General features: G+C 71.6%; 18 protein-coding genes. 3 read left to right on the forward strand and 15 right to left on the reverse strand.

Translation table 11 applies throughout. The features are described 5' to 3' along the window. Window positions 1-13: 13 nt before the first annotated feature. Together OG504_RS00180 and OG504_RS00185 are read right to left on the reverse strand one after the other, a co-directional pair. Window positions 14-4,825, reverse strand: a complete 4,812-nt coding sequence (locus OG504_RS00180; protein ID WP_405996221.1) for a type I polyketide synthase — start codon at window positions 4,823-4,825, stop codon at window positions 14-16. 148 nt (window positions 4,826-4,973) lie between these two features. After that, entirely contained in the window at window positions 4,974-5,834 is an 861-nt protein-coding gene (locus OG504_RS00185; protein WP_405987777.1) for a sugar phosphate isomerase/epimerase family protein, read from the reverse strand. A gap of 212 nt (window positions 5,835-6,046) precedes the next feature. Here OG504_RS00185 and OG504_RS00190 point away from each other — a divergent pair, with 212 nt between their 5' ends. Further along, entirely contained in the window at window positions 6,047-6,700 is a 654-nt protein-coding gene (locus OG504_RS00190) for an O-methyltransferase (protein WP_405987778.1), read from the forward strand. A gap of 79 nt (window positions 6,701-6,779) precedes the next feature. Here OG504_RS00190 and OG504_RS00195 read toward each other — a convergent pair whose 3' ends face one another. Further along, a complete protein-coding gene (locus OG504_RS00195; RefSeq protein ID WP_405987779.1) occupies window positions 6,780-9,551 on the reverse strand; it encodes a LuxR C-terminal-related transcriptional regulator in 2,772 nt (923 codons plus the stop codon). A gap of 315 nt (window positions 9,552-9,866) precedes the next feature. Between OG504_RS00195 and OG504_RS00200 the strand changes: the two genes are divergently transcribed. Together OG504_RS00200 and OG504_RS00205 are read left to right on the forward strand one after the other, a co-directional pair. Next, the gene (locus OG504_RS00200; RefSeq protein WP_405987780.1) at window positions 9,867-12,608 is read left to right on the forward strand and encodes an AAA family ATPase; all 2,742 of its coding nucleotides are present in this window, start codon (window positions 9,867-9,869) and stop codon (window positions 12,606-12,608) included. 26 nt (window positions 12,609-12,634) lie between these two features. Further along, complete coding sequence (locus tag OG504_RS00205) at window positions 12,635-13,402, forward strand: thioesterase II family protein (protein ID WP_405987781.1); 768 nt, start codon at window positions 12,635-12,637, stop codon at window positions 13,400-13,402. Between the two features lie 10 nt (window positions 13,403-13,412). Here OG504_RS00205 and OG504_RS00210 read toward each other — a convergent pair whose 3' ends face one another. From OG504_RS00210 to OG504_RS00265, 12 genes are all read right to left on the reverse strand, one after another. Beyond that, entirely contained in the window at window positions 13,413-14,141 is a 729-nt protein-coding gene (locus tag OG504_RS00210; RefSeq protein WP_405987782.1) for a 4'-phosphopantetheinyl transferase, read from the reverse strand. Then, window positions 14,138-14,965 carry a metallophosphoesterase family protein gene (locus OG504_RS00215; protein ID WP_405987783.1) on the reverse strand — a complete coding sequence of 276 codons (828 nt, stop codon included), beginning with the start codon at window positions 14,963-14,965 and terminating at the stop codon, window positions 14,138-14,140. The genes OG504_RS00210 and OG504_RS00215 overlap by 4 nt, the downstream gene beginning before the upstream one ends. Before the next feature lie 230 nt (window positions 14,966-15,195). Beyond that, a complete protein-coding gene (locus tag OG504_RS00220) occupies window positions 15,196-15,750 on the reverse strand; it encodes a biotin carboxylase N-terminal domain-containing protein (protein WP_405987784.1) in 555 nt (184 codons plus the stop codon). Window positions 15,751-15,763: 13 nt separating this feature from the next. After that, complete coding sequence (locus OG504_RS00225; protein WP_405987785.1) at window positions 15,764-16,345, reverse strand: NADPH-dependent FMN reductase; 582 nt, start codon at window positions 16,343-16,345, stop codon at window positions 15,764-15,766. Between the two features lie 5 nt (window positions 16,346-16,350). Then, window positions 16,351-17,124, reverse strand: a complete 774-nt coding sequence (locus OG504_RS00230; protein WP_405987786.1) for a cyclase family protein — start codon at window positions 17,122-17,124, stop codon at window positions 16,351-16,353. Between the two features lie 5 nt (window positions 17,125-17,129). After that, the gene (locus tag OG504_RS00235; RefSeq protein WP_405987787.1) at window positions 17,130-18,404 is read right to left on the reverse strand and encodes an FAD-dependent monooxygenase; all 1,275 of its coding nucleotides are present in this window, start codon (window positions 18,402-18,404) and stop codon (window positions 17,130-17,132) included. A gap of 11 nt (window positions 18,405-18,415) precedes the next feature. Then, a complete protein-coding gene (locus OG504_RS00240; protein ID WP_405987788.1) occupies window positions 18,416-19,180 on the reverse strand; it encodes an SDR family oxidoreductase in 765 nt (254 codons plus the stop codon). A gap of 55 nt (window positions 19,181-19,235) precedes the next feature. Then, window positions 19,236-19,502, reverse strand: coding sequence for an acyl carrier protein (locus tag OG504_RS00245; protein ID WP_405987789.1), 267 nt, complete (start codon window positions 19,500-19,502; stop codon window positions 19,236-19,238). 70 nt (window positions 19,503-19,572) lie between these two features. Then, a complete protein-coding gene (locus OG504_RS00250) occupies window positions 19,573-20,838 on the reverse strand; it encodes a ketosynthase chain-length factor (protein WP_405987790.1) in 1,266 nt (421 codons plus the stop codon). Then, window positions 20,835-22,103, reverse strand: coding sequence for a beta-ketoacyl-[acyl-carrier-protein] synthase family protein (locus tag OG504_RS00255; RefSeq protein WP_405987791.1), 1,269 nt, complete (start codon window positions 22,101-22,103; stop codon window positions 20,835-20,837). The genes OG504_RS00250 and OG504_RS00255 overlap by 4 nt, the downstream gene beginning before the upstream one ends. A 215-nt stretch (window positions 22,104-22,318) precedes the next feature. Then, window positions 22,319-23,236 (reverse strand): SAM-dependent methyltransferase, encoded by a 918-nt coding sequence (locus tag OG504_RS00260; protein ID WP_405987792.1) that lies wholly within the window; start codon window positions 23,234-23,236, stop codon window positions 22,319-22,321. A gap of 12 nt (window positions 23,237-23,248) precedes the next feature. Then, window positions 23,249-24,460, reverse strand: coding sequence for a nucleotide disphospho-sugar-binding domain-containing protein (locus OG504_RS00265; protein ID WP_405987793.1), 1,212 nt, complete (start codon window positions 24,458-24,460; stop codon window positions 23,249-23,251). Between the last annotated feature and the right edge of the window lie 14 nt (window positions 24,461-24,474).

Genomic DNA, 24,474 nt, shown 5'->3' on the forward strand with positions numbered 1-24,474 from the left:
CAGGCGCGCCGTGTCAGGCCGGGCCGAGTTCTTTGTCGATGAAGGCGAGCACGTCTTCTGCGGACGCGGACTCCAGGCGCTGTTGCACGTAGTCGTCGCGGTCCGTCGCACCGACGGTCTCGGTGACCCTGGCCAGCAGCGACTGCAGTCGCGCCGTCAAGCGGTGGGTGGTGATCTCCCGCGGGTCGAGGGAGGCCGCCAGCATCTCCAGCCGGTCGAGCGTTTCGGGCAGGGAAGGGGCAGGGGCCCCTGGGTCCGACCCGGGCGCGATCCTCAGTCGCTCGCGCAGATGGTCCGCGAGGGCGGCCGGGGTCGCGTGATCGAAGACCACGGTGGCCGGCAGCCGTTGACCGACGGCACCACCGAGGCGGGTGCGCAGTTCGACCGCGGCGACCGAGTCGAATCCGAGATCCTGGAAGTTGCGCCTCGGGTCGACGTCCGACGGCCCGTCATGGCCGAGTGTCTCTGCGGTGTGGGTGCGCACCAGGTCGAGCAGGACGCGGCCCTGTTCGACCGGCGGCAACGCGGCCAGTCTCGCGTTGAGTTCTGATTCGTCCGCTCCGTCCGAATGGTGCTCGGAAGCCTCGTCGAGAGCCTCGCGCACCTCGGGGAGCGCATCGAGCAGCGGACGTGGCCCGGCGAGCGTGTAGGCGGGAGCGAAGCGGGACCAGTCGAAGTCCGCGACGACCAGGTGGCTCTCGTCGTGCTCCACGGCCTGCCGGAGGGCCGTGACGGCGACCGCAGGGTCCATGGCGGGGGCGCCGGTGCGGCGCATGAACGCCCGGATCTCCTCGTCGACCATTCCGGTGTCCAGGGGGCCCCAGGCGATCGATGTCGCGGTGAGTCCCCGGGCGAGGCGCCGATGCGCGAGCGCGTCGAGGAAGGCGTTGGCGCTGCCGTAGGCGGGCTGTCCGGCACTGCCCCAGACCGCGGCGCCCGACGAGAACAGGACGAAGGCGTCCAGCTCATGGTCCGCCAGGAGTTCGTCCAGGTGCAGGGCACCGCCGCACTTCGCGGCGCCGACCTCGGCGAACTCGTCGAGGCAGGTCTTCGGCAGGGGTGTGTCGAGCTGGGCGACTCCGGCCGCGTGCACGACGGCTGTCAGTGGCTGGTCGCTGGGAACGGAGTCGAGGAGCCGACGCAGCGCCTCTCTGTCCGAGACGTCGCACGCGGCAACGGTGACCCGGGCGCCGAGCGCGGTCAGTTCGGCGGTCAGCTCGTCGGCGCCCGGTGCCGCTGGGCCACGCCGGCTGGTGAGCAGGAGGTGCCCGGCGCCGTTCGCGGCCAGCATCCGTGCCACCCGCGCGCCGACTCCACCGGTGCCGCCGGTGATCAGGGTGGTGCCGTCCGGCCGCCAGGTGCGGGTGGCGGGCGCGCCCGAGAGGGGTGCGCGGACCAGCCGCTGCGCATGGACGTGTCCGGCACGGACGGCGACCCGGTCCTCGTCGGTGTGCGTCGTGAGGACGATGTGCAGCGCCTCCAGATCGGGTGCGCCCAAGGTGCCGGGTACGTCGATCATGCCGCCCCAGAACGCGGGGTGGTCCAGGGCCAGCGCCGCGGCCGCACCCCACACCGCTGTCTGGAACGTGCTGGTCAGCTCCGTGGCGTCGCTCACGGCGACCGCCCCGGAGGTGAGGCACCACAGCCGCATGTCGAACTCGGCCTCGTGGAGGGCCTGGACGAGTGTCACCGTGGCGGCGACTCCGTAGGAGAGATGGGGGTGGTTCCGGTGAGGGCGGTCGTCGAGGGCGAGCAGGGACAGGACGCCGACAGGTGTGCCGGCGGCCGACCGCCGGGCCCGGTCGAGTTCACGGGCGAGTTCCGGTCCGCTGATGCCCTCCGGAACGGCGAGCGGTACGAACCGGGTGCCGTACCGATCGAGTCCTTCGGTGATCGCCCGGGCCCATGGTCCGGACTCCGTCCCGGCGGGGACGACGAGCAGCCAGGTGCCGTTGCGTGCTGGGTCCCCGTCTGCCGGGAGCGGCGCTGGGGTCCAGGTCAGCCGGTAACGCCAGGAGTCGATCAGACCACGTTCGGCAGCCGTCCGATGCCACTGTGACAGCGCGGGCAGGACCTCACCGAGCGCCGTGGGACCGACATCCAGCTGCCGGCTGAGAACGGCCAGGTCCTCACTGTCCACCGCCGACCAGAACTCCGCGAGCGCCGGGTCTGCGCCATGTTCTTCCGGTACGGCGGTCTCGGCCACGGCCCAGAAGTGCTTGTGCTGGAAGGCGTAGGTGGGCAGGTCCACCCGGCGAGCCCCGTACGGTGCGAAGAACGCCGCCCAGTCCACCTCCACACCCCGCGCCCAGATCCGGCCCAGAGCGGTGACCACTGTCCTGGCCTCGTCACGGTCCTTGCGCAGCACCGGAACACACCCGGTCTCCGGAGCCATCGCCGACAGCACACCGTCCGGACCCAACTCCAGGAAAGTCCCCACCCCCTGGGACTCCAGCCAGCCGATACCGTCCGCGAACCGCACCGCCTCACGCACATGCCGCACCCAGTACGCCGCATCCGGAACCACCGGCCCACCCGTCACGTTCGACACCAACGGGATCACCGGACTGTCGTATGCCAACTCCCCCGCCACGGCGGCGAACTCGTCCAGCATCGGCTCCATCAACGGCGAATGGAACGCATGACTGACCGCCAACCGCTTCGTCCGACGGTCGGTGAAATGCCCCACCACCCGCTCGACGTCCGCCTCAGCACCGGAAACCACCACCGCACGCGGCCCGTTCACCGCCGCAACCGACACCCGGCCCTGCAACAACGGAACGACCTCGTCCTCGGCGGCCTCCACCGCCACCATCACACCGCCCGCCGCAAGCCCCTGCATCAACCGGCCCCGCGCCGCCACCAGTTGGGCAGCATCCGCCAGTGACAACACCCCGGCCACATACGCCGCCGCCAGCTCACCCACCGAATGACCCGCCACATAATCGGGTGTGACACCCCACGACTCCAACAACCGGAACAACGCCACCTCAACAGCGAACAACGCCGGCTGCGCAAACTCCGTACGATCGAGAACCGCCTGGTCCCCGCCCCACATCACCTCACGCAACGACCCGTCGACCAGCCCGTCGAAGCAGCCGAACACCTCGTCCAAGACCCGCGCGAACACCGGGAACGACGCGTACAACTCCCGGCCCATCCCCAGGCGTTGGGCACCCTGCCCCGTGAACAGGAACGCCGTCGGCCCCTCGTCGGCCCGCGCTCCCTCCACCGTGCCCAGGCGTTGCAACAACTCCTCACGCCCCGAACCCACCACCACTGCCCGGTACTCCAACGCCGCCCGCGACACTCCGAGTGACAACCCCGCGTCCACAGCGGACAGTCCAGGCCGCTCCGTCACGAACTCCGACAGCCGCGCCGCCTGCGCCCGTACCGCCCCCGCGCTACGACCCGACACCACCCACGGCACCACCGGCGGAACCTCGGCCCGCGCCTCCGGCTCCGCCATCACCGGTTCCGGTGCCTGTTCCACGATCACGTGCGCGTTCGTGCCGCTCACGCCGAAGGACGACACACCCGCCCGGCGGGGACGCCCCACCTCCGGCCAGGGCTGTGCCTCCGTCAGGAGCCGCACCGCACCTGCTGACCAGTCCACCTCGGGCGTCGGCTCATCCACGTGCAGGGTTTGCGGCAGCACCCCGTGCCGCATCGCCTCGACCATCTTGATGATCCCCGCGACACCGGCAGCCGCCTGGGCGTGCCCGATGTTCGACTTCAGCGAACCCAGCCACAACGGCTGTTCCTCCGCACGCCCCTGCCCGTACGTCGCCAAAAGCGCCTGCGCCTCGATCGGATCACCCAGCCTGGTGCCCGTGCCGTGCGCCTCCACCGCGTCCACGTCCGCAACCGACAGACCCGCGCTCACGAGTGCCTGTTCGATCACCCGCTCCTGGGCCGGTCCGTTGGGGGCGCTCAGGCCGTTGCTCGCGCCGTCCTGGTTGACGGCCGTGCCGCGGACGACCGCCAGCACCTTGTGCCCCAGCCGCTGGGCGTCCGACAACCGCTCCACGAGCAGCCAGCCCGCGCCCTCGCTCCACCCCGTGCCGTCCGCGGCGGCCGAGAACGCCTTGCAGCGGCCGTCCGGAGACAGGCCGTTCTGGCTGCTGAAGCCGATAAAGGCCTCGGGGGTGGCCATGATGTTGACGCCGCCGGCCAAGGCGAGGGAGCAGTCGCCGGACCGCAGCGCCTGCGCGGCGAGGTGGAGCGCGACCAGCGAGGACGAGCACGCCGTGTCCACCGTCACCGCCGGACCCTCAAGACCCAGGCTGTACGCGAGCCGGCCCGAGGCGATCGCGCCCGTGCTGCTGTTGTACGCGTAGTCGTGGTAGACCATGCCCGCGAACACACAGGTCCTGCTGCCCTTGAGGGTGTGCGGGTCGATGCCGGCGCTCTCCAGTGCCTCCCAGGCCAGCTCCAGCATCAGGCGCTGTTGAGGATCCATCTCCCTGGCCTCGCGGGGGCCGATCTTGAAGAAGTCGGCGTCGAACTCTCCCGCGTCGTGCAGGAATCCGCCGTGGCGGGTGTAGCTCTTGCCCTGTTTGCCGGGCTCGGGGTCGTAGATCCCGGCGATGTCCCAGCCGCGGTTGACGGGGAAGCCGCTGATGGCGTCCCGTCCCGTGGCCACGAGGTCCCAGAGTTCCGCGGGCGAGGTGACGTCACCTGGCAGCCGGCAGCTCATCCCCACGATCGCGATCGGCTCCCGGTCCCGCTCCTGCAGGTCCCGCAGCTGTGTCCGGGTCTGCTGGAGCTGCGCCGTGGCGCGCTTGAGATAGTCGCGAAGCTTTTCGTCGTTCACCACCAACAACACCCATCACTCGCACGGCGGACTGCGGATTCGGCCTGCGGAAGGACACAGGGGAACGCGCACGGGGTCCGGTCGGGGACCCGGTGCGCCGTCTGTCCTTCGGACCGGGCCTGCCGGGGAGCCGGCGCTTCGGCTCCCCGGCCCGGGATCACGCGGCGCGGGCCGCGGCCATGACCTTGTCGACCGCGGCGACGGTGCGGTCGATGTTCTCCTGCGCGGAGAGCTTGCGCAGGTCGTTGGACATGATCTCGGCCGCGATCGGCGTGTCGACGCCCTTGGCGTCCAGCGTGCGCAGCAGCGTCACCAGGTCGAAGTCGCCCTCGCCGGGGAGCAGGTTGTAGTTGAGGCAGTCCTCCATTCGGGAGATCTGCGGCTCCGTGGTGGCGTCCCTCAGCTCCACGCCGAAGATGTGCTCGGCGGGCAGCTTCTCCAGGGCGGTGTACGGGTCGGGGTCGCGGAAGAAGTGCCAGCCGTCCACGACGAACCCGGCGTTCTCGCGGCCGGAGGCGAGGATGAGGTCGACGGCGGCGGCGTAGTCGAAGCCGGGGTTGACCGACTGCGGCTCGAGGGCGATGCGGATGCCGTGGTCGGCCGCGCGGTCGAGGATGCCGTTGAAGCGCTCGACGAGCACCTCCTGCGGCGGGAACTCGGTCGGCGTCATGATGACCGTCTTGACCTGCTTGATGTCGAACTGGTCGGCCAGGTCGTAGAGGTGGTCCTCCATCTGACGGGCCATGCGGCCGTAGTCGCCGCCGAAGTGCCAGCCGTAGAGGATCTGGAGTTCGCCGATGGTCACGCCGTGGTCGGCGAGAATTCCACGCAGCTGGTCCACGGTGTGGGTCTTGAGCAGCGTGTCGAATTCGTCGCCGTCGAATCCTATGCCCGTGACGCCGTCCGTCGCGGCGGCTGCGACACGCTCTTCGAAGGAATAGCGCGGCGGCTCACCGAAAGGGCCACCAAGCAGGTGGAGATATGGCAGAAAAACGCCCTGCTGGTCCAGCAAGCTCATCAGTTGGCTCCATTCGTTCACTGTTTCCGCGGTCCGTTTCCAGTCGACCTCCATTCAAGGTGCGCACACCCGGAAGCACCACAGCGCTTCCCCCCTCAAAGCGTCGCCGCACCCCCTACTTAGGCTTTCAACCCCACGGTGAACTCTGCCTTTTGATGCCTGTGGCGCGTACGATCCAAGCACTTCGCCACTCCCGCAGGAAAGGCAACGGAATGAATACGCTCACATCGGAACGTGTCCGCACCACGCTCGACAAACTGTATGCGGACGAGGAGGTGCAGGATGAGCCGGTCATCGCTGCGCTGGTCGCGAAGAATCGCCCGCTGGGTGATTTCACGCACCAGGAGCAGACGGACATGCTGGCCGAGGCCTACATCTCGATTCCCCGCGAGGCCGGTGAACTGATCTATCTTCTGGCAAGGAACCGGCAGGCGAAGAACATCGTCGAATTCGGCACGTCCTTCGGGATATCGACGGTGTTTCTCGCGGCGGCGGCGCGGGACAGCGGCGGCTCGGTGATCACCACCGAGTGGCACGAGAAGAAGGCGGAGGTCGCGGAGGGGAACATCGCCGACGCCGGCCTGAGCGACATCGTCGAGGTACGGACCGGGGACGCCCTGGAGTCCCTCAAGGAGCTGCCCGGCCCGGTGGACCTCGTGTTCCTCGACGGGTGGAAGGACCTGTACCTGCCGGTGCTCGAACTGCTCGAGCCCTCCCTCTCCCCCGGCGCCCTGGTGATCGCCGACGACATGGGGACGCTGCCGGAGCAGCCGTACTTCGATCTGGTCCGCTCCAGTGGCCGCTACCAGTCGGTGCACGTCCCGATGGGTGACGGCCTCGAGGTGTCGGTACTGGTCGCGGACTGACCGGCCGCCGCACGCAGGCCGGACGTCCCTCGCGGGCACCGCCCCGGTCGGCGGTGCCCGCGACGTATGTCCGGCCCGGTCAGGAGATCTCCGCCGCCTCCATGCGGAACTCGACGGGCAGTTGCTCCCGGCTGGTGATGTTCAGCTTCCGGTAGACCCGGGTCAGGTGCTGTTCCACCGTGCTGACGGTGACGAAGATCTTTGTGGCGATCTCCCGGTTGGAGTGCCCCGCGGCGGCCAGCATCGCCACCCGGCGCTCGGAATCGCTGAGTGCCGCGAACTGCCCCTCCCCCATGGGCCGTTTGTGCTTCTCGGGCCGGCCGGCGGAGTGGTAGGGCGTGAGGACCTGGACGAGTCCTTCGGCGTGGCAGCTGTCGGCGAGACGGCGAGCGCGGCGGGCGACGGTCCGGGCGTCGGCCTTGTTGCCCAACGACTGGAAGGTTTCACTCAGGTCGGCCAGGGCCCGGGCGCTTTCCAGACGGTCGTGTCCGGCCTGCAGCGCCTTGAGGGCGTCGCCGAGGATACCGGGCCGCTCACCGACGTCCCGTACGGCGGCCAGACAGCGCAGCACGATGCCCCGGCTGCGCGGCAGACCGGCGCCCAGCCTGCTCATTTGCTCCTCGACGAGCTGGGCGGCGTGATGGCGCTTGCCCAGGGCGAGCCACACCTCGGCGGCGCCGACCCGCCAGGGGGCGACGGAGGGGGAGTCCATGTTCCACTGGATCATGCGCTCCCCGCAGGCCATGAAGTCCGCAAGCGCCGCGTGCGGCCGGTCCATGGCCTGGTGGTGGCGGCCACGGGCGAAGAGGTAGTGGAGTCCGGCTCTGGTCTCCAGGACCTGCTGGCGGATGGGGCGGCTCAGGCACTCGGCCGCCGCCTCGTGGTTGCCTGCGGCGGTGTGGCCCTCGACCAGCATGGCCAGCAGCAGCGCCGAGCGGATGCTGCGTTCGTTGTCCGGCACGAACTTCAGAGCCTGCTGGGACTGTTCCAGCGCGATGTCGATCTGGCCGCGGCGCAGCGCGACCAGCGCGCGGAGCGCACCGAACAGGGCGTTCCAGGCGATGCCGTCGGCTCCGTGCAGTTCGCTCTGCAGCCGGTCGCACCAATCGGCGGCGGTGTCGAGCATGTCGGCGTAGACGAGCGAGAAGATCGCGGTGGCCGCGACCTCCAGCGAGCCCTGCGCCACCGTGCTGTCCTGCAGCACCTGTTCGGCGAGTGCGACGGTGTGCTCGCCGCCCGACTGGGTGACGACGGTGGACAGGCTCTGCACCGCGCGTAGCGAGGGCGGGGCGATCACCGGGGCGGTGGCGGCGCTACGGGCGGCTTCCGGCAGTAGCGCCTCCAGCCTGGTCAGCAGTCCCGGGTATCCGGCGGCGACCAGATGCCGGAGCTGGCGCCATTCCGTGCCGAGGCTGAATCCGTCGTCCCGGGCGGCCACCTCGGCGACGACGTCGAGCGCGTCGTCGAACTGCAGGTGCCACAGGAGCCCTTCGGCCAGCTTCAGGGCCTCCCGCTGCCCCACCTTCCCGGCGAGTGCGGGTGCCTTGAGCGCAAGGTGGCGGGGGCCGGAGGAGACCGGTTCCACCAGACGGTAGAGGGCCGCCACGCGCGCCTTGGTGGCATAGCGCCGGTCCTCGTCGGGGCAGCAGTCGACAGCGAAGTTGAGGTACTGGATGGCCGCGGAGATCTCCCCGTCGGCCAGCGCGTCCTGGGCTGCGCTGCACAGCACCGGCAGGACCCACTCGCGGGGCAGCGGCCCCGCGGCGGACAGCTGACTGATCACCGACCGGGACGGCTCGCCCTCCTCGTACAGCAGTTGGGCGGCGCGGTAACGCAGGTCGATGGCCTCGTCGGCGGGGATCTCCGCGATGACGGCGCTCTGGGTCTCCGGATGGCGGAACCCGCCTTCGGCGAGCACGCCGACCTCGACCAGGCGCTGTACGGTCCCCGCGGTGACTCCGGTGCCGAGTTCGGTCAGACGGCTGATGAGGCCGGTGTCGGGGGCCCGGTCCAGGATCGCGATCGCCCGGGCGACCCGGGTGGCGACGGGGCCCATCCGGTGCAGGCAGACCAGGACGGCCTGGCGGAAGGCGTCCACGCCCGAGGGTTCCCTGGACATCGGCAGGGTCTCCTCCAGCAGGGCGCAGGTCAGCAGCGGATTGCCGCCGCCGAGGTCGAGGCAGCGCCGCGCGAGGGTGTCGGCCTCGGCGGCGGACAGCCGGCTGCCGGTCATCCGCAGGATGTCTCGGTAAGTCAGCGGGCCGACCTGGATGCGCTGTACCCGAGGCCGGTAGATGAGGTCCTCCAGGATGCGTCGCGGTGGCGCCGCGAGCTGCGGCTCCCAGGTGAGCACCAGGGCGAACGGGATGCTCTGGACGCCGTACGCCAGCTGTTGCAGACAGCGCAGCGACTCGTCGTCGATGTACTGCGCGTCATCGATGGCGATCAGTACGGGACCGGCCGCGTTGAGATCGGCGACCGCCCGGTGGGTCTCCCGTGCGACGCGCAGCGGTCCGCGTGCCGGCCCGGCGGTGTCGACACCGAGTCCGGTGAACAGCTTGCCGAGTGCGGCGTACGGCAGGTCCTGTTCGTCCGGGGAGCCCGTGGCGCCCAGGACGGTGGTACCCGCTGCCGTGGCCCGTTCGACGATCTTCTGCAGCAGGGCGCTCTTCCCCATGGTCGCCGGGCCGCATATGACCGTGAAGCCGTTGGTTCCGGCGGCGACTTCGTCGAGCAGGGGATCCAACCCCGGCCCGTCGAGCGGCTCGTCTATGTGCGTGTACTGCTCCAACAACACCAACACACCCTCCGGATCCTGATTCCGCACTGTGCGGAACTCCCGTGCACGCATGACTGGATCGAGATGCATGTCCTTCGGGTGAACTGGACCGGGTTCCCCGAGATCCCTCCGTCCAGAACGCTACGACCGGTCTTTCCGACGGGCCAACCCCTGCCCGTACCCCAGCCGCCCCTAGGGGCGGCCGGGTGCAAGGGGTGAATACCGGCCACGCCACCGGACTCCTGCCGTCGTGGACCGCGGCCGACCTGGCGTGCGAACGGTTCTCAAGCCGTCTCCAAGCCAATAGGGGTCTCATGGTGGTGCCCCCCAGTCGGGGGCGGCACCACCCCGGACAGCACGCGAACCCGCGCATCGGCCGCGAAGGGAGTGCCGAGAGCCTTGCTGGCTGAACGAGCTGACACGTTGGAGCACCTGCAGGCTCTCCTGCTGGGGGCCACCGGGACGACGTCCCCACGCGCCCTGATCAGCGGACCCACCGCCATGGGCAAGACGTCCCTGCTGCACGCCCTGGCCCGGCGGGCGACGTCCTCGGGCCGTGTCGTCCTGCTGGCGGCGAGTACCCCGGCGGAGCAGGACGTGCCGTACGCGACGGTGCACAAGCTCCTGAAGTCCCGGTCCGTCGCCACGAGTCGGCGTCCGGTGCACCGGAGCTCCGCGGACGAGGCCGCGCAGGTGGCCGGTGACGCGCGGCGCACCGTCGCCGAGCTGGCCGGCCGCGGCCCCGTGCTGGTCGCGGTCGACGACCTCCAGTACACCGACACCGAGTCGCTGCGCTGGCTGCGGCAGCTGGTCCAGGAGGTGGCGCCGGGAGGGCTGGCACTGGCCGTCACCCTGGATCCGCAGCTCGACCGGCCGCCGTCCGGCGTGCTCCAGGACCTGCTGTACCACCCGCAGGTGCGGCGCGTGCATCTTGGGCCGCTCGGACCGCGCGGGGTACGGCAGTTGGTGCGTGAGCGGCTCGGGCCTGTTGCGGCGGACCGGCTCGCACTGCCGCTGCACGCGTGGACGGGCGGCAATCCCCTGCTGGTCCGGACCCTTCTCACCGACCACGCGGACGGCCGTCCCCAGCCGGCGGAGCGGACGGCGGGCGCCGCGTTCCGGCAGGCCGTGCTGGTGTGCCTGCACCGGTTGGGCGAGCCGGCCGTCCGGGTGGCGCGAGGCGTGGCCGTCCTGGAGGAGTCGGCCGACGTCCATCTGGTGGGCCGGCTGACCGGCATCGGCTCCGACCTGGCCCGGCGTGCCGTCGAGAAGCTCTCGGAAACCGGGATCCTGGACGGCACACGGTTCAGACACCCCGACGGCGGGGCGGTGGTGCTGGAGGCGGTCCCGGCGGGCGAAGCCGTTCGGCTGCGGGACCGGGCGGCCCGGCTGCTGCTCGACGACGGGGCCCCTTCGGAGGTCATCGCCCGGCAGCTGCTCGGGGCCGGCCCCGCCCCGGGGGACTGGACGGTGCCCGTCCTGCAGGACGCGGCTTTCCACGCCCTCACCGACGACCGGCCCGACTGCGCGATCGGCTATCTCAAGCGGGCCCTGGAGTGCGCGACCGACGACGGTGAACGCCACCTGATCAAGGCGAGATTGGCGTCCGTTCACTGGCTGCTTGCCCCTGGATCGGCGCGGGACCGTTTCTTCGCCCTGAAGGCGCCGATCCTGGAGGGGAGACTGGGCCGGGCACAGGCCCAGGTGGTCGCCGAGTCCCTGCTGTGGCAGTTCCAGTTCCACGACGCCGTCGAGGTGCTGGGCAAGCTGGCCGCCGACCGGGGCGACGCCACCCAGGCGGCCTGCGACGCGACTCTCATCCGCTCCCTCGTCGGCAACAACTTCCCCGGGCTGCTCCCCCGCATCGAGGAGTTCGCGACGCCGCCCACCAGCACCGGCGTGCCCGAGCCACCCGTGATCGCCACCCCCGAACTCCGCTCCGCACAGGCCCTGTCCGCCGTTCTCGGCCAGCGTGCCGACGAGCACACCGTCGCCCAGGCCCAGCAGGTGCTGCAGGACGTGAGCTTCTACCACAGCTCCTGCCGCGCCGTGACCTCTTCGGTGCTGAGCCTCGTCTACTCGGACCTGCTGGAGGATGCGGCGCACTGGTGCCGGCGTTTCCTGACCGAGGCGGACCGGCACCGTCTCGCGGCCTGGCAGGGCATCATCGGCAGCCTGGCCGCGCTCACCGAGCTGCGCCGTGGCCGGCTCGACGACGCCGCCACGTCCGCCGAGCGGGCCATGGACCTGCTCCGCGGAGAGACCTGGAACGAGAACTATGCGCTGGCGCTGGCCACCCGCGTCGAGGCCATGACGGCCATGGGCCGGTACCGGGCCGCGGCCGGGCTGCTGCCCCCGGCCGTGCCCCCGGGGCTCTTCGAGACCCGGGTCGGCCTGCACTACCTGCACGCGCGTGGCCGCCACCATCTGGCCGCCGATCGCTGCCATGCCGCCCTCGCCGACTTCTCGGCCTGCGGGGAGCTGATGGTGAAGTGGCACATCGACAACGCGGCACTGGTCCCCTGGCGGGCCGGTGCGGCCGAGGCCTGGCTGCGGATCGGAGAGCGCGGACGCGCGGCGGCGGTGCTGCACGAGCAGCGGCTGCCGCACACCGGGGGGCGCCACCGCACCCGGGGGATCGTTCTGCGGTCGCTGGCCGCCACCCGCACGGTCCGGGAGCGGCCCGCTCTGCTCGAGGAGGCGCTGCGGCTGCTGGAACGCGGTGGCGACCTCTACCACAGCGCCTGCGCCCTGGCCGAACTGAGCGAGGCCTATCAGTCGGTGGGCGACACCGTGCGGGCCCGCGCCGCCGCCCGCCGGGCGCGGCTGGCCGCCCAGGAGTGCCGGGCCGGCGAGGTGCTGCCACTGCTCTCCCCCGTGCCGCCTCTCAAGGAGCAGCGGACGCATCCGGACGACGACAGACTGGCCACGCTGAGCGAGTCGGAACGGCGCGTAGCCGTTCTGGCCGCCCAGGGGTTCACCAACCGTGAGGTGGCAGCCCGGCTGTACATCACGGTCAGCACGGTCGAACAGCACCTCACCCGGATCTACCGCAAGATGCAGATCCGAAACCGGGAGGAGCTGCCCATCGAACTGCGTCTCGCCGGTGACGTCGGCGAGGCCATATGAGCGCTTCGGCGCGGAAAAGGGACAGCATGCCCGCAACGTCCACGGAACTCGGCCCCTGGCTGCGCAGGTTCCATCCAGCGCCCGCAGCGCGTACCCGGCTCGTCTGCCTGCCGTACGCGGGCGGTTCGGCCTCCTACTACTTCCCCGTCTCCCGAGCGCTCGCGCCGTCGGTGGACGTCCTCGCGGTGCAGTACCCCGGCCGCCAGGACCGGCGCGGCGAGCCGTGCCTGGAGGACCTGCACGAGCTGGCGGACCTGCTGGCCGGGCAACTGCGCCCGCTGCTGGAGGCGGAACCGGACACGGGCTACGCCCTGTTCGGGCACAGTCTGGGCGCCACCCTCGCCTTCGAGGTCGCCGTACGGCTCCAGGAGGCGGGCCTGTCACCGTCGCTGCTGTGCGCCTCGGGGCGGCGCGCGCCGTCGCGGACGCGGAACGAGCACGTACACCTCCTCGACGACGAGGCGCTGGTCGCCGACATGAAGGTGCTCGGCGGCGACGGGGCGCAGCTCCTGGACGACGAGGAGCTGCGGGAACTGGTCCTGCCCTACGTCCGCAGCGACTACAAGGCGGCCGAGACCTACCGGTACCGTTCCCGCCCGCGCCTGGCCTGCCCGCTGCTGGTGCTGACCGGCGACGACGACCCCCGGGTGACGGCGGAGGAGGCCGACGCCTGGCGCGAGCACACCACGGGCGCCTTCGACCTTCGGGTCTTTCCCGGCGGGCACTTCTTCCTCAACTCCCATGTGCCCGCCGTACTGGACGAACTGGCCAGGCGGCTCGGGACGCGGGGCTGACGCACGGCCCTCAGCGGGGACCGGGCAGTGCCACGGCCGTGAGGATGAGGCCGGCCTCCACCGTCCAGGTCCCCTCCAGCGTCCGGATCCCGTGCCCGCGCCCCGCGGGCGGCGGGGCGAGCAGGCGGGCGGCGAAGCGGGGGGCGTTCAGGTCGATCACGATGTCGGCGTCCTCGAAGCCCAGGTTCTGCTCGGTGTAGGGGTTCCACGCCTTGTAGACGGCCTCCTTGGCGCAGAACAGCAGCCGATCCCAGCGCAGCCGGGGCCGGCTCGCCAGGGCGCCGCGGACGCGGGCCAGTTCGGCCGGCAGCGCGATCACTTCCAGTACGCCCTCCGGCAGCGGCGCGTGGGGTTCGGCATCGATGCCGAGCAGGGCGATGTCTTCGGTGCGGGCGACTGCGGCGGCCCGGTAACCGGTGCAGTGCGTGATGCTGCCGGTCGTCGACTCGGGCCACTTCGGAGGCCTGCCCAGGGAGCCCACCAGCGGCACCGGATCCCACCCCAGCCTGGCCAGCGCCCGGCGGGCGCACAGCCGGGCCGTGCTGAACTCGCGCACCCTGGACGGCACGGCGTCGCGGATCAGCAGTGCCTCCTGGCTGAACAGCGGAATGTCCGGCGGATCGTCGTAGGCCTCGGCGACGGCCACCGAATCGGGCAGGATCCGCTCCAGAAGGGCGGGCCTGCGGTCCGCCCCCGCGTGGCCGGCGGAGCACACCGGGATCATCTCGTGGGCGCTCACGGCAGGATCCTGCGCGGCACGGTGCGCGGGTGGCCCGCTCTGCGCCACTCACGGGGGTAGCCCACCGAGACCTCCTCGAAGCGCACCCCGTCGTGCCAGGTCGTACGGGGGATGTGCAGGTGGCCGTAGACCACTGCGGCGGCGCGGAACCTGCGGTGCCAGTTCGCGGTGCGTACCGTGCCGCACCACTGGGCGAATTCGGGGTGGAACAGGATCCGGGTCGGCTCCCGCACCAGCGGATAGTGGTTCACGAGCACGGTGGGGATGTCCGGGTCGATCGCTTCGAGACGCGCCGCGGTCTGCTCCAGCCGGTCGTTGCACCAGGCTTCCCGGCTCGGATGGGGGTCGGGGTGCAGGAGGAACTCGTCCGCGCACACCACGCCCTTGTCGTACGCCTGGGCCAGCGCCGCCTCCTTGTCGCTCGCGGTCGGCGTGCGAAAGGTGTAGTCGTACAGCAGGAACAACGGTGCGACGGTCACCGGGCCGCCCGGTCCCTCCCATACGGCGTAGGGGTCCTCGGGGGTGCGGACGCCAAGGTTTTTGCACAGGTCGACGAGGTGGCGGTAGCGCTCGACGCCGCGCAGCCGGACGGGATCCTCGCGGGGTGTCCACAGTTCGTGGTTGCCCGGCGCCCAGACCACTTCGGCGAAGCGGTCCTTCAGGAGCCGCAGGGCCCATGCGATGTCCTCGGTGAGCTCACCGACGTCGCCCGCGACGAGCAGCCAGTCCTCGTCACTGTCCGGCCTGAGTGCTTCGACGATCTCCCGGTTCTCCGGGTAGGCGACATGCAGGTCGCTGATGGCAAGAAGGCTTCCCCGTTTCATCGCCCGCCTCTCCTGTGCACCGCCGCAAAAGCCGAAGCCCCCGCCGACGCAGGGCCAGCGGGGGCCTTGGTGCCACCGATCGCCTCGTGGGGGTCCGGGCGTGCGGTGGATGCGGGCGCCGCCGGGGATCAGAAGCGGGCGCCCACCGCTGTGTTCCGCGTGCCCGGGCGGCATCGACCGGATGCGCGGATGGTGTCAGCGTGCCGTGTGCTCGGAGACGGCGCAGCCCCCTACCGCCTCCTACACCGGCTGCGGTCCCCCCACCCGCACGCGGGAACGCCGCAGGACGGGCCACTCGCCCGGGCGTGGTTCCCGGCGCACAGGATGCCGGGGTCCACCATCATGACCGGCGGCGGGCCCGGGCCGACGGCGGCCGGCAGCAGCGGCGCCAACTTCTCGCGTGCGGCGTTCGCCTGGGCAGGCGCCCAGGGGGGACGGCCGACGGGGACGACCACCGCGTGGTGGCGTGAGCCGGTGCATGTCTCGGGAACGGGTCCCGCCCATATCAGAAACCAGGACAGCACAGACCAGAAGAACTCCGTACTGGCCGCGAGCGGACCTCCGCCGGGGTGGACGGCGTCCACGCCGAAGCGGTCCGCCGCTTCGAGCAGTTCGGCCGGCCACTGGCAGTCGGCGACCCGGTACGTCTCGCCGGCCTCCCGCGCCGGACGGGCGCAATGGCGGCAGCCGCAGTGCGCGAACACCCCCGTGAGGCCTGCCGTTCGGCAGGTGGCCAGGAGTTCCGCGGCCCGTTCACCTCGGCCGGCGACGACGAGGACACGCATGACATCAGCCCAGTCAGCCCTGGTAGGGGTGGGATGTCCTGGCCTCGCGCAGGGCGTGCGCCCACCAGGCGAGCTGGTCGATCAGCTTCTTGGCGGCTGCCTCGGCCCCAGCCGCGTCGACCGGCCGCCCGTCGGCGTCGAACCGTTCCCAGACGTTGTGGAAGCTGACCCCGTCCCGCACGGTGGCGGCATGCAACTCGGCGAACACCAGGCGCAGTTGCTCGACCGCGCGCAGGCCGCCGGACATGCCGCCGTAGGAGACGAAGCCGACCGGCTTGGCCTGCCACTCGGTGCGGAAACGGTCGACGGCCGCCTTCAGCGGGGCGGGGAAGCTGTGGTTGTACTCGGGGGTCACCACCACGAACGCGTCGGCGGCGGCCAGGCGTTCGCCGAGTCCCTCTGCGTCGGGCCCGAGCACGGCGAGGTCGGCGACGTCGAGGTCGAGGCCCCCGTGCCGGGCGGCCTGGTCGGCGAACCAGTGGGCGACAGTACCGCCCAGACGGGCCTCGCGGGTGCTGCCGACGATCAGGACCGTCCGTGGCGGCGCGACGGGGGCGGGCTTGGTGGCCCGGGCGGAGGGAGCGGTCACCGTCATGGCGCTCACTCCTCCACCAGGGCCACGGCGCGGGCCCATCCGGCACCGGAACCGACCAGCTTCACCGGCAGGCAGGAGACGGTGAAGCCGAAGTCCCCCGGCAGCGCGTCCAGGTTGTGCAGCCGCTCGATCTGGCAGTACTCCCGGCGGCGCCCGGCGAAGTGCGCGGGCCACAGCACGGAGCGGTCCCCGGTCTCCTGGTAGCGGCGGATCATGTCGCCGAAGGGAGCATCGAGGCTGAAGGCGTCGGTCCCGATCACCTTGACGCCGAAGTCGAGCAGCATCTCGGTGGCGGCGCCGTCGAGGCCGGTGAAGTCGGTGAAGTACTCCTGCGTGCCGACGTAGTCGGAGGCCCCGGTGTTCAACAGCACGATGTCGTACGGCTCGGGGGTGCGGCCCACCCGGGCGAGTTCCTTCTCGATCACCTCGACGCCTGCGGCGCCGACCGGCTGGTCGCGCAGATCCAGCCGGATCGCGGGGCGGTGGAACCAGTCCAGCGGCATCTCGTGGATGTGGCGGGGGGTGCCGTAGGCGGCTGTCGTGCCGTAGTGGGACGGAGCGTCGACGTGGGTACCGGTGTGGCTGGTGAGGGTGAACGTGTCGAGCGAGAGCAGTTCAGCGCCGGGCAGCACGGACGGGTCGAAGTCGACGCCGAAGTGCTTGTGCATCTCCTCGCTCATGTGGCGCGCGCCCTCGGCGGGGGTGAGGATCTTGTGGATCACCGGATCGGGCTCCCACGCGGTGGCGTCCACGGGCGAGGACAGGTCGATGATGCGCATACGGGTCATCCCTTCGAGTGCGTCGGGTGCGGGAGGCGGGGCGCGGGAGCGGTGGTGAACAGGTCCGTGCGGACGTCCACGGGGGGATGACCGAAGGCCACCCGGCGGGTGATCTTCAGCCCGATGGGGCTGCGCCGGATCACCCCGGCAAGGCTGGAGCGAAGCAGGTCGGCGACTGGTCCACCGGCCCCGAACATGCCTTTCGCCTGCATCGCCTGCATCTTCATGACGGCGTCCACGGCCCGCATCCGGACGTCGATGAAGGGCGCGAACCGCTCGCGCGCGGTATCACCGGCCTGCAGCGCCTCCAGCAGTACGGGGTGCAACGCCGCCGCGTCCTGCAGGGCCAGGTTGATGCCCTGGGCGCCCAACGGGCTGTGGGTGTGGGCGCTGTCGCCGATGAGGACGAGCCCGTCGCGCACCCACTCGCGCGCCTTGCCGGCGAACACGTCGAGCAGGCTCAGGTCGGCGAGGGCACCGATGGAGTCCTCGATGAGGTCGGCGAACTGCGGCAGCGCAGCGGCCAGTTCGCGCTTGACCTCACCGATGCCCCGGGCCGCGACCTCGGGCCAGCCGCGGTGCGGAAGGGTCCAGCCGATCTGCAGCTTGCCGGGGTGGGAGTCGTGCACGAGGACGGGACGGTGGCCCGTGCGGTGCACCCGTACCCGGTGGGTCTGGCGGTCGGGCGCGTCGAGTTTGAACCAGAGCACGTCGTGCCGGAACGCCTCGATGCGGCCCGCTTCGATCCCGGCCAGCGCCCGGGTCTTGGAGAACCGGCCGTCGGCCGCGACGACCGCCTGGGCACGCACCGTGAGCTGACGGCCGCGTCCGCTCGCGACGGCACCGGTGACCTGGCCGTTCTCCTCGACGAGACCGCTGACGCGGTGCCCGTCGAAGTAGGCGAAGCCCGGCAGCTCATGACAGGCGTCGAGCAGCGCCTGCAGCAGGTGCGGCTGCGGTACGGCGAGCAGGTGGTCGTACGGTGCGGGCAGTGCCCGGTAGTCGATGTCGAGCAGCACCCGGTCGCGATCGACGAGCTGGAAGCCGTCGAGTTCGCAGGCGCCGGCGGCCCGGGCCTCGCCGAGGACCCCCAGTGTGTCGAGGATGTGCTGGCCGCCCGGCTGGAGGATCTCGCCGCGGAACTCGCGGCGCAGGTGGGTGGACTTCTCCAGGACGGCGACCCGCACGCCGGACCGCAGCAGCAGCAGAGCGAGCGCGAGCCCGGCGGGCCCGGCACCGACCACGCAGACATCCGTGCCGATCTCGTCAGTTGACGTCATGTCAGTCCCTCTCAGCCCGCGACCAGGCCGAGGCCGCCGTCGGCGGTCAGGACCTGTCCTTGCAGCCACGCCGCCTCGTTCGTGCACAGCAGCGCGACCACGTCCGCAAGGTCCTCCGGCGTGGTCAGCCGGCCGCCCGGGGTACGCCCGGCGATCGCCTTGGCCACCTCGGGCGGTACGGAACCGTCCCCTTTGTCGAGCTTGGCCGCGGAGACCGCGTTGACGGCGATGCCCCGGCCCGCGAGTTCCACGGCGAGATAGCGCACCAGGGCCTCCAGCGCCGCCTTGGCCACGCCCGCGCCCGCGTACCGCGGCACCACCTTGCGGGCGCCCTCACTCGATACGGCGATGATCCGGCCGGGACGGCCCGCCATCAGCTCCGCGATGGCGGGCGCCCCGGCGAGCAGCGGCCGTACGGCTACGGCGTGAGCCCGTTCGGCAGCCGTGAGATCGGCGCCCAGGGTGGGGCCCGGCCGGAAGTAGGAGGTGTTGTGGACGAAGATGTCGAGGCCGCCGAAGAGCCGCCGTGCCTCGGCCAGCAGGGCCTCCAGCTCCTCGGTGACATCGGCTCTGAAAGCGGTGACACGGCCGGGCAGGTGGGCCAGTGAGCGCATGGCCGCGGCCGCGTTCTCCTCATCGTGTGCGTAGCCGGCCAGCACGTCGGCGCCGCAGGCACTCAGTTTGCGGGCGACGGCGAGGCCGACGCCCCGGGTGGCCCCGGTCACCAGCGCGGTGCGGCCCCTGAGATCGGGGGCGGTGGGATGGTGCGTGATCACGGATCGACTCCTCCGGTAGTCCGCTGGTCCGCGGGGCTGCCGCGGGTGGCCGGGCTCAGGCCTTCTGCGCGGCGCCGAGCGCCTCGTTGACCAGGTCGAGGTACTGGCGGGGCGTCTCGGCCTCGGACACCGCCTCCTCGTCGAGCACCAGGGCGTGGTCGATCTCGATGCGCCCGGTGGTCTGCAGGATGGCGAGCGAGTCGTAGCCGAGCTCGGCGAACGGCACGTCCAGGACGTCTCCGGACAGGTCGACCGCCTCGGCCTCACCGGCGCACTCGCGCAGCAGGTCGGTCAGGTCTTGCAGCTGCATCTCGGCAGACATGGGTGCTCCCTCTTTTTTCGGCCTTCTGGCTTGCGGTGGCTTTCTGGTTGTCTGTGGGTTTCGCCGGGTGTCAGCGGACGGCGCGGACGACCACGGCGGCGTTGAAGCCGCCGCGTCCCCGGGCCAGGACGAGAGCGGTGCGCAGGGGAAGCCACCGCGGCCCGCCGGTCACCAGGTCGATCCGGCAGTCTCCGGCGGGCGCGGCGACGTTCACGGTCGGCGGGACCACCTGGTCGCGCAGCGACAGCAGCGCGGCGGCCAGGTCCAGGGACGCGCCGCCCGCCGAGAGCCGGCCGGTCATCGTCTTCGGCGCGGTGACCGGGACGGCGTACGGGCCGAACAGCTCCGCCAGCGCCTCGGCCTCCGCCTGGTCCGCGGCCCGCTCGCCGGCCGCGTCGGCGAACACGACGTCGACCTGGTCCGGCCTCACCCCGGCGTCGGCGAGGGCGAGCTCCGCGGCCCGGCCCAGGGCCGGTGTCCCGCCGGAACCGGGCGCCGGATCGAACGTGGCGGCGTACCCGGCGATCTCTCCGTACGCCCGGGCGCCGCGCTGCCGGGCGGCGCCCGCGTCCTCCAGGACGAGCAGGGCACCGCCCTCGCCGACCACCTCACCGTTCGCGTCCGCCGAGAACGGCAGGTAGGCGCGGGCCGGGTCCTGGCTGACGCTCAGGCGGCCGCCGGCGATGTGGGCGGTCCAGCCCCACGGGCAGATCGCGGAGTCGACGCCCCCGGTCACCACCACGCTCACCCCGCGGCGCAGCTGTCGGCGGGCCTGGGCGACGGCGTCGAGGCCGCCCGCCTGCTCGCTGACCAGGACGCCGCTGGGGCCGCGAAGCTTGTGCCGGATGGAGATCTGGCCGCTGTTGACGGCGTAGAACCAGGCGAAGGACTGGTACGCGCTGACGTGTTGGCCGCCCTTGCTCCACAGCGCCTGCAGCTCCCGCTGGCCGAACTCGAAGCCGCCGGCGGAGCTCGCGGTGATGACGCCCGCCCCGTACTCGGGCAGCCGCTCCGGGTCCAGGCCCGAGTCGTCGAGGGCCTCCTGCGCGGCGGCGAGGGAGAGCCGGGTCATCCGGTCGGTCTGCGGCAGCAGCCGACTGGGGATGTACTCCGCGTCGACGAAGCCGGGCACCTCGCCGGCGAGGTGAGCCGGGTAGCGGGCGGGATCGAAACGGGTGACCCGGCGGATGCCGCTCTCGCCGTGCAGCACGGCGTTCCACCACACACGGGCGGACAAGCCGTTGGGGGCGGCGACACCGATCCCGGTGACGACCGGTGCGCCGGCCGGTGCGGCCGGAGCCCGGCCCCGGCCGGTCTCGGGGGCGAGGGTGGTCATGCCGCCTCCCGTACGCCGGGGCCGGTCAGGACCATGGCGCTCTGGAAGCCGCCGAACCCGCTGCCGACGCTCAGCACCGTGTCGGTGCGGTGCTCGCGCGCGGTGAGAGGTGTGTAGTCCAGGTCGCAGGCGGGATCGGGCTCGTGCAGATTGGCGGTCGGCGGCACGGTGTTGTGCTCTATCGCCAGGGTGCTCGCGGCCACTTCCAGGGAGCCGATCGCACCGAGGGAGTGACCGATCATCGACTTTATGGAGCTGACCGGGATCCGGTAGGCGTGGTCACCGAGGCTGCGCTTGAAGGCAGTGGTTTCGTGACGGTCGTTCTGCTTGGTGCCGGAACCGTGGGCGTTGATGTAGTCCACGGCTGTGGGGTCCAGGCGCGCCTCGTCGAGTGCGACACGAATGGCCTCGGCCATCTCCTTGCCGTCCGCGCGCAGTCCGGTCATGTGGTAGGCGTTGCAGCGGCTGGCGAAGCCGGAGATCTCCGCGTACACGTGCGCGCCGCGGCGGCGGGCGTGGTCCATGTCCTCCAGGACCAGGACGGCGCTGCCCTCACCGAGCACAAAGCCGTTGCGGCTGCGGTCGAAGGGCCGGGAGGCGGTGGCCGCCTCGGCGTTGCGCGGCGAGGTGGCCTTGATGGCGTCGAAGCACGCCACGGAGATGGGCGAGATGGGTGCCTCGGTCGCGCCGGCGACCATCACGTCGGCGCTTCCTTCCCGGATCAGTTCGACCGCGTGGCCGATGGAGTCCAGGCCGGATGTGCAGCCTGTGGAGATCATGGACACCGGCCCCTGGGCTCCCGTGGCCCAGGCGACCTCGGCCGCCATGGAGCTGGGCACGAAGTAGTCGAAGAGGTGGTCGACGGCCAGGGTGTGGTCCACGTGCCAGCCGGAACCGCCCCGGCTCACCTCGTTGTACTGGAGGTCCAGGCCCATGGTGCAGCCGACTGCGCTGCCCAGCGCCACGCCGGTGCGCAGCGGGTCGAGGTCTCCGGTCATCCCGCTGTCGGCGACGGCCTCACGGGCGCTCACGACCGCGAACTGGGCGGCCCGGTCGAGCCGTTCGGCCTCCTCGGTGGTGAATCCGTGCTCGGTCGGGTCGAAGTCCACCTCGGCGGCGATCCTGGAGCGGAACTGCGAGGCGTCGAAGAGGCTGATGTTCCGTGTGGCGGTACGGCCTTCGGTGAGCATCTCCCAGAACGCCTTGGTGCCCACTGCCCCCGGGGCGACGACCCCGATTCCGGTGATGACGACACGACGGTTCATCGGTCGTCACCTGTTGCTGTCCCCATGGTCATCGGTGTCTCCTGCTGGTCCTGGCATACGGCTGTCATTCGAGGTTCCGGGTGCCGCCTCGAAAGGCACTTGAAGCCCACAGGACCCGGGCCGAGGTGTGATCCCGGCGGGCGGGGCGCCGAAGGGCACAGCAGGGCGCCGGGGCCGCCGCTGTCGCGGCCCCGGCGCCCTGTCCGCGGGCCGGCTCAGGCCGCGTCGCGGGTTCCGCCGTGCCACCGCGCCTGGAGGTAGAGCGCGCCCTCGCAGACGCTGCCGGGCACGGCCGGATCCAGCAGGGGCGGGATCGGGCGGCCGTATTCGACGGCGCAGTCGGCGGGGCTGCGGGACTCCACCTGCCAGCCGGACCGCTCCAGCCAGCGCACCGGGTGCTCGCCGGGACCGCCCTTGACCAACTGGTCGTATTCGAGGCCGGTCGAGTCGGCAGTCTCGGCGTTGTCGCCGCCCATCATGGCCGCCTCGATGTGGTCGGTCGCCAGCATGCTGCCGGGGGCCGAAAGGGCACCGATGTCGTCCAGCATCTGCTGGTTGTCGGCGGGCGTGAGGTAGTGCAGCAGTCCTTCGGCCAGCCAGGCGGTGGGCCGGGTGGCGTCGAACCCCGCCGCCCGCAGCGCGCCCGCCCAGCCCTCGCGCAGGTCGAAGGAGACGGCGTGGCGGGCGCAGGCGGGGCGGGCGCCGCTGGCGCGGAGCACCTCTTCCTTGAAGGCGATCAGGTCGGGCAGGTCCAGCTCGAACAGCTGCAGTTCCGGGGGCCATTCGATGCGGTACGCGCGGGTGTCGAGCCCCGCGGCGAGCAGGACGACCTGGCGGATGCCGTCGGCGGCGGCCCGGCGGAGCAGGTCGTCGAGCCAGCGGGTGCGGATGGCTACGTAGTCGCCCATCGCCGTGAACGGGTTGGCGAGCACGTCCCCGTCGTGCCCGTCCAGCACCTGGTCGCCCGCCTCGATGTAGGGGGCCTTGTCGCCGACGGCGGCGATGAAGTGCGGGGCGAGGTCGTCGGTGAACAGCGCGTCGGCCCGCTCGCCCTCCCGCGCGCGCGTCCACGCCGCGCCCAGGGCGGTCCAGCTGACCTGTGGCATCTCGACGGCGGTCTGGGTGTCAGTCATGTCAGGACCTACCTATTTCGCAGTGGAAGTTGGCTGGGAGTCAGTGGCGTGCGCCGCCCGCTGCTCCAGGAGGGAGACGACCTCGGCGGCGGGCGGCATCGCGGCGATCTCCTCGCTCACGACGCCGGCGCGCCGGGCGTACTCGGCCTGCGTGAGCAGGTCGCCGAGGGCGGCGGCGAGGGCGCCGGGCCGGGCGCGTTCGGCGGGGGTGAGGTGGATTCCGGTGCCGGAGCGGGCGACCTGGTCGGCGCACAGGCTCTGCGGAGTGTCTGTGCCGTCGGGGACGACGAGCTGGGGGACGCCGTACGCGAGGGCTGTCATGGTGGACCCGGCACCGCCGTGCTGGACGAGGCCCGAGCACGTGGGAAGGAGTGCACCGAGCGGTACCCAGCCCGTCAGCCGGACGTTGCCGGGCAGGGTGAGGCCGTCGAAGGCCTCGGGGCGGGTCACCGCCATGACCACGTCGGCGTCCACCTCGGCCGCCTCGTCGAGGAGTTGGCGGCCGAAGTCGTCCACGGTGGAGGTGGTGATGCCGCCGGTGACGCAGATCCGGGGCCGCTTGGGTTCTTCCCGCAGCCAGTCCGGCACCTCGCCGGGGCCGTTGTAAGGGACGTACCTCATGGGGATGCGCGGCACCGGGTGCGGGGTGTGCAGAGCCGGCGGGGTGCAGTCGATCCAGGTGTCCGTGCCGATCCTCGGTTCGGCTCCGAAGCGCTCGAACAGCCGTGGGTAGGTGGGCGGTACCTCGTCCTCATGGAGGAAGTACAGGCCCAGCGGCTGGCACCAACTGTGCGCGAGGGCGGGGACGCCGACAGCCGCCGCGGCGACCAGGCCGACGACTGCCCCCACGTCGTACACCACGAGGTCCGGGCGCCAGAACCGGGCGAAGTCCACCATGTCGTCGGCGAGCGAGTCGGCGAGGCCGAGCACCTGGTCGCTCCAGTGCAGCCGGCGTTCCTCGCTCCAGCCGAGCGGGCCGCTCGGCCACGTGGCGGGCAGCCTTTTGGGGCGTTCGCCGGTGAGGGGTGCGGTCCGCCGGATGAAGGCGTCGCCCGCCGCCGAGTCACCGATCGGCACGGCGATCAGACCGGCCGCGGTGACCCGCGCGACCGACTGCGGCCGGGCGGCGACGCGCACCTCGTGCCCGGCGAGCCGGCTCGCCCAGGCGAGCGGCACGATCCAGGGAACATGAGCGGGTCCATGAGCCACGAAGAGGATGCGCACAGTTCACACCTGTC

Source organism: Streptomyces sp. NBC_00986 (genome assembly GCF_045162565.1).
GTDB lineage: Bacteria > Actinomycetota > Actinomycetes > Streptomycetales > Streptomycetaceae > Streptomyces.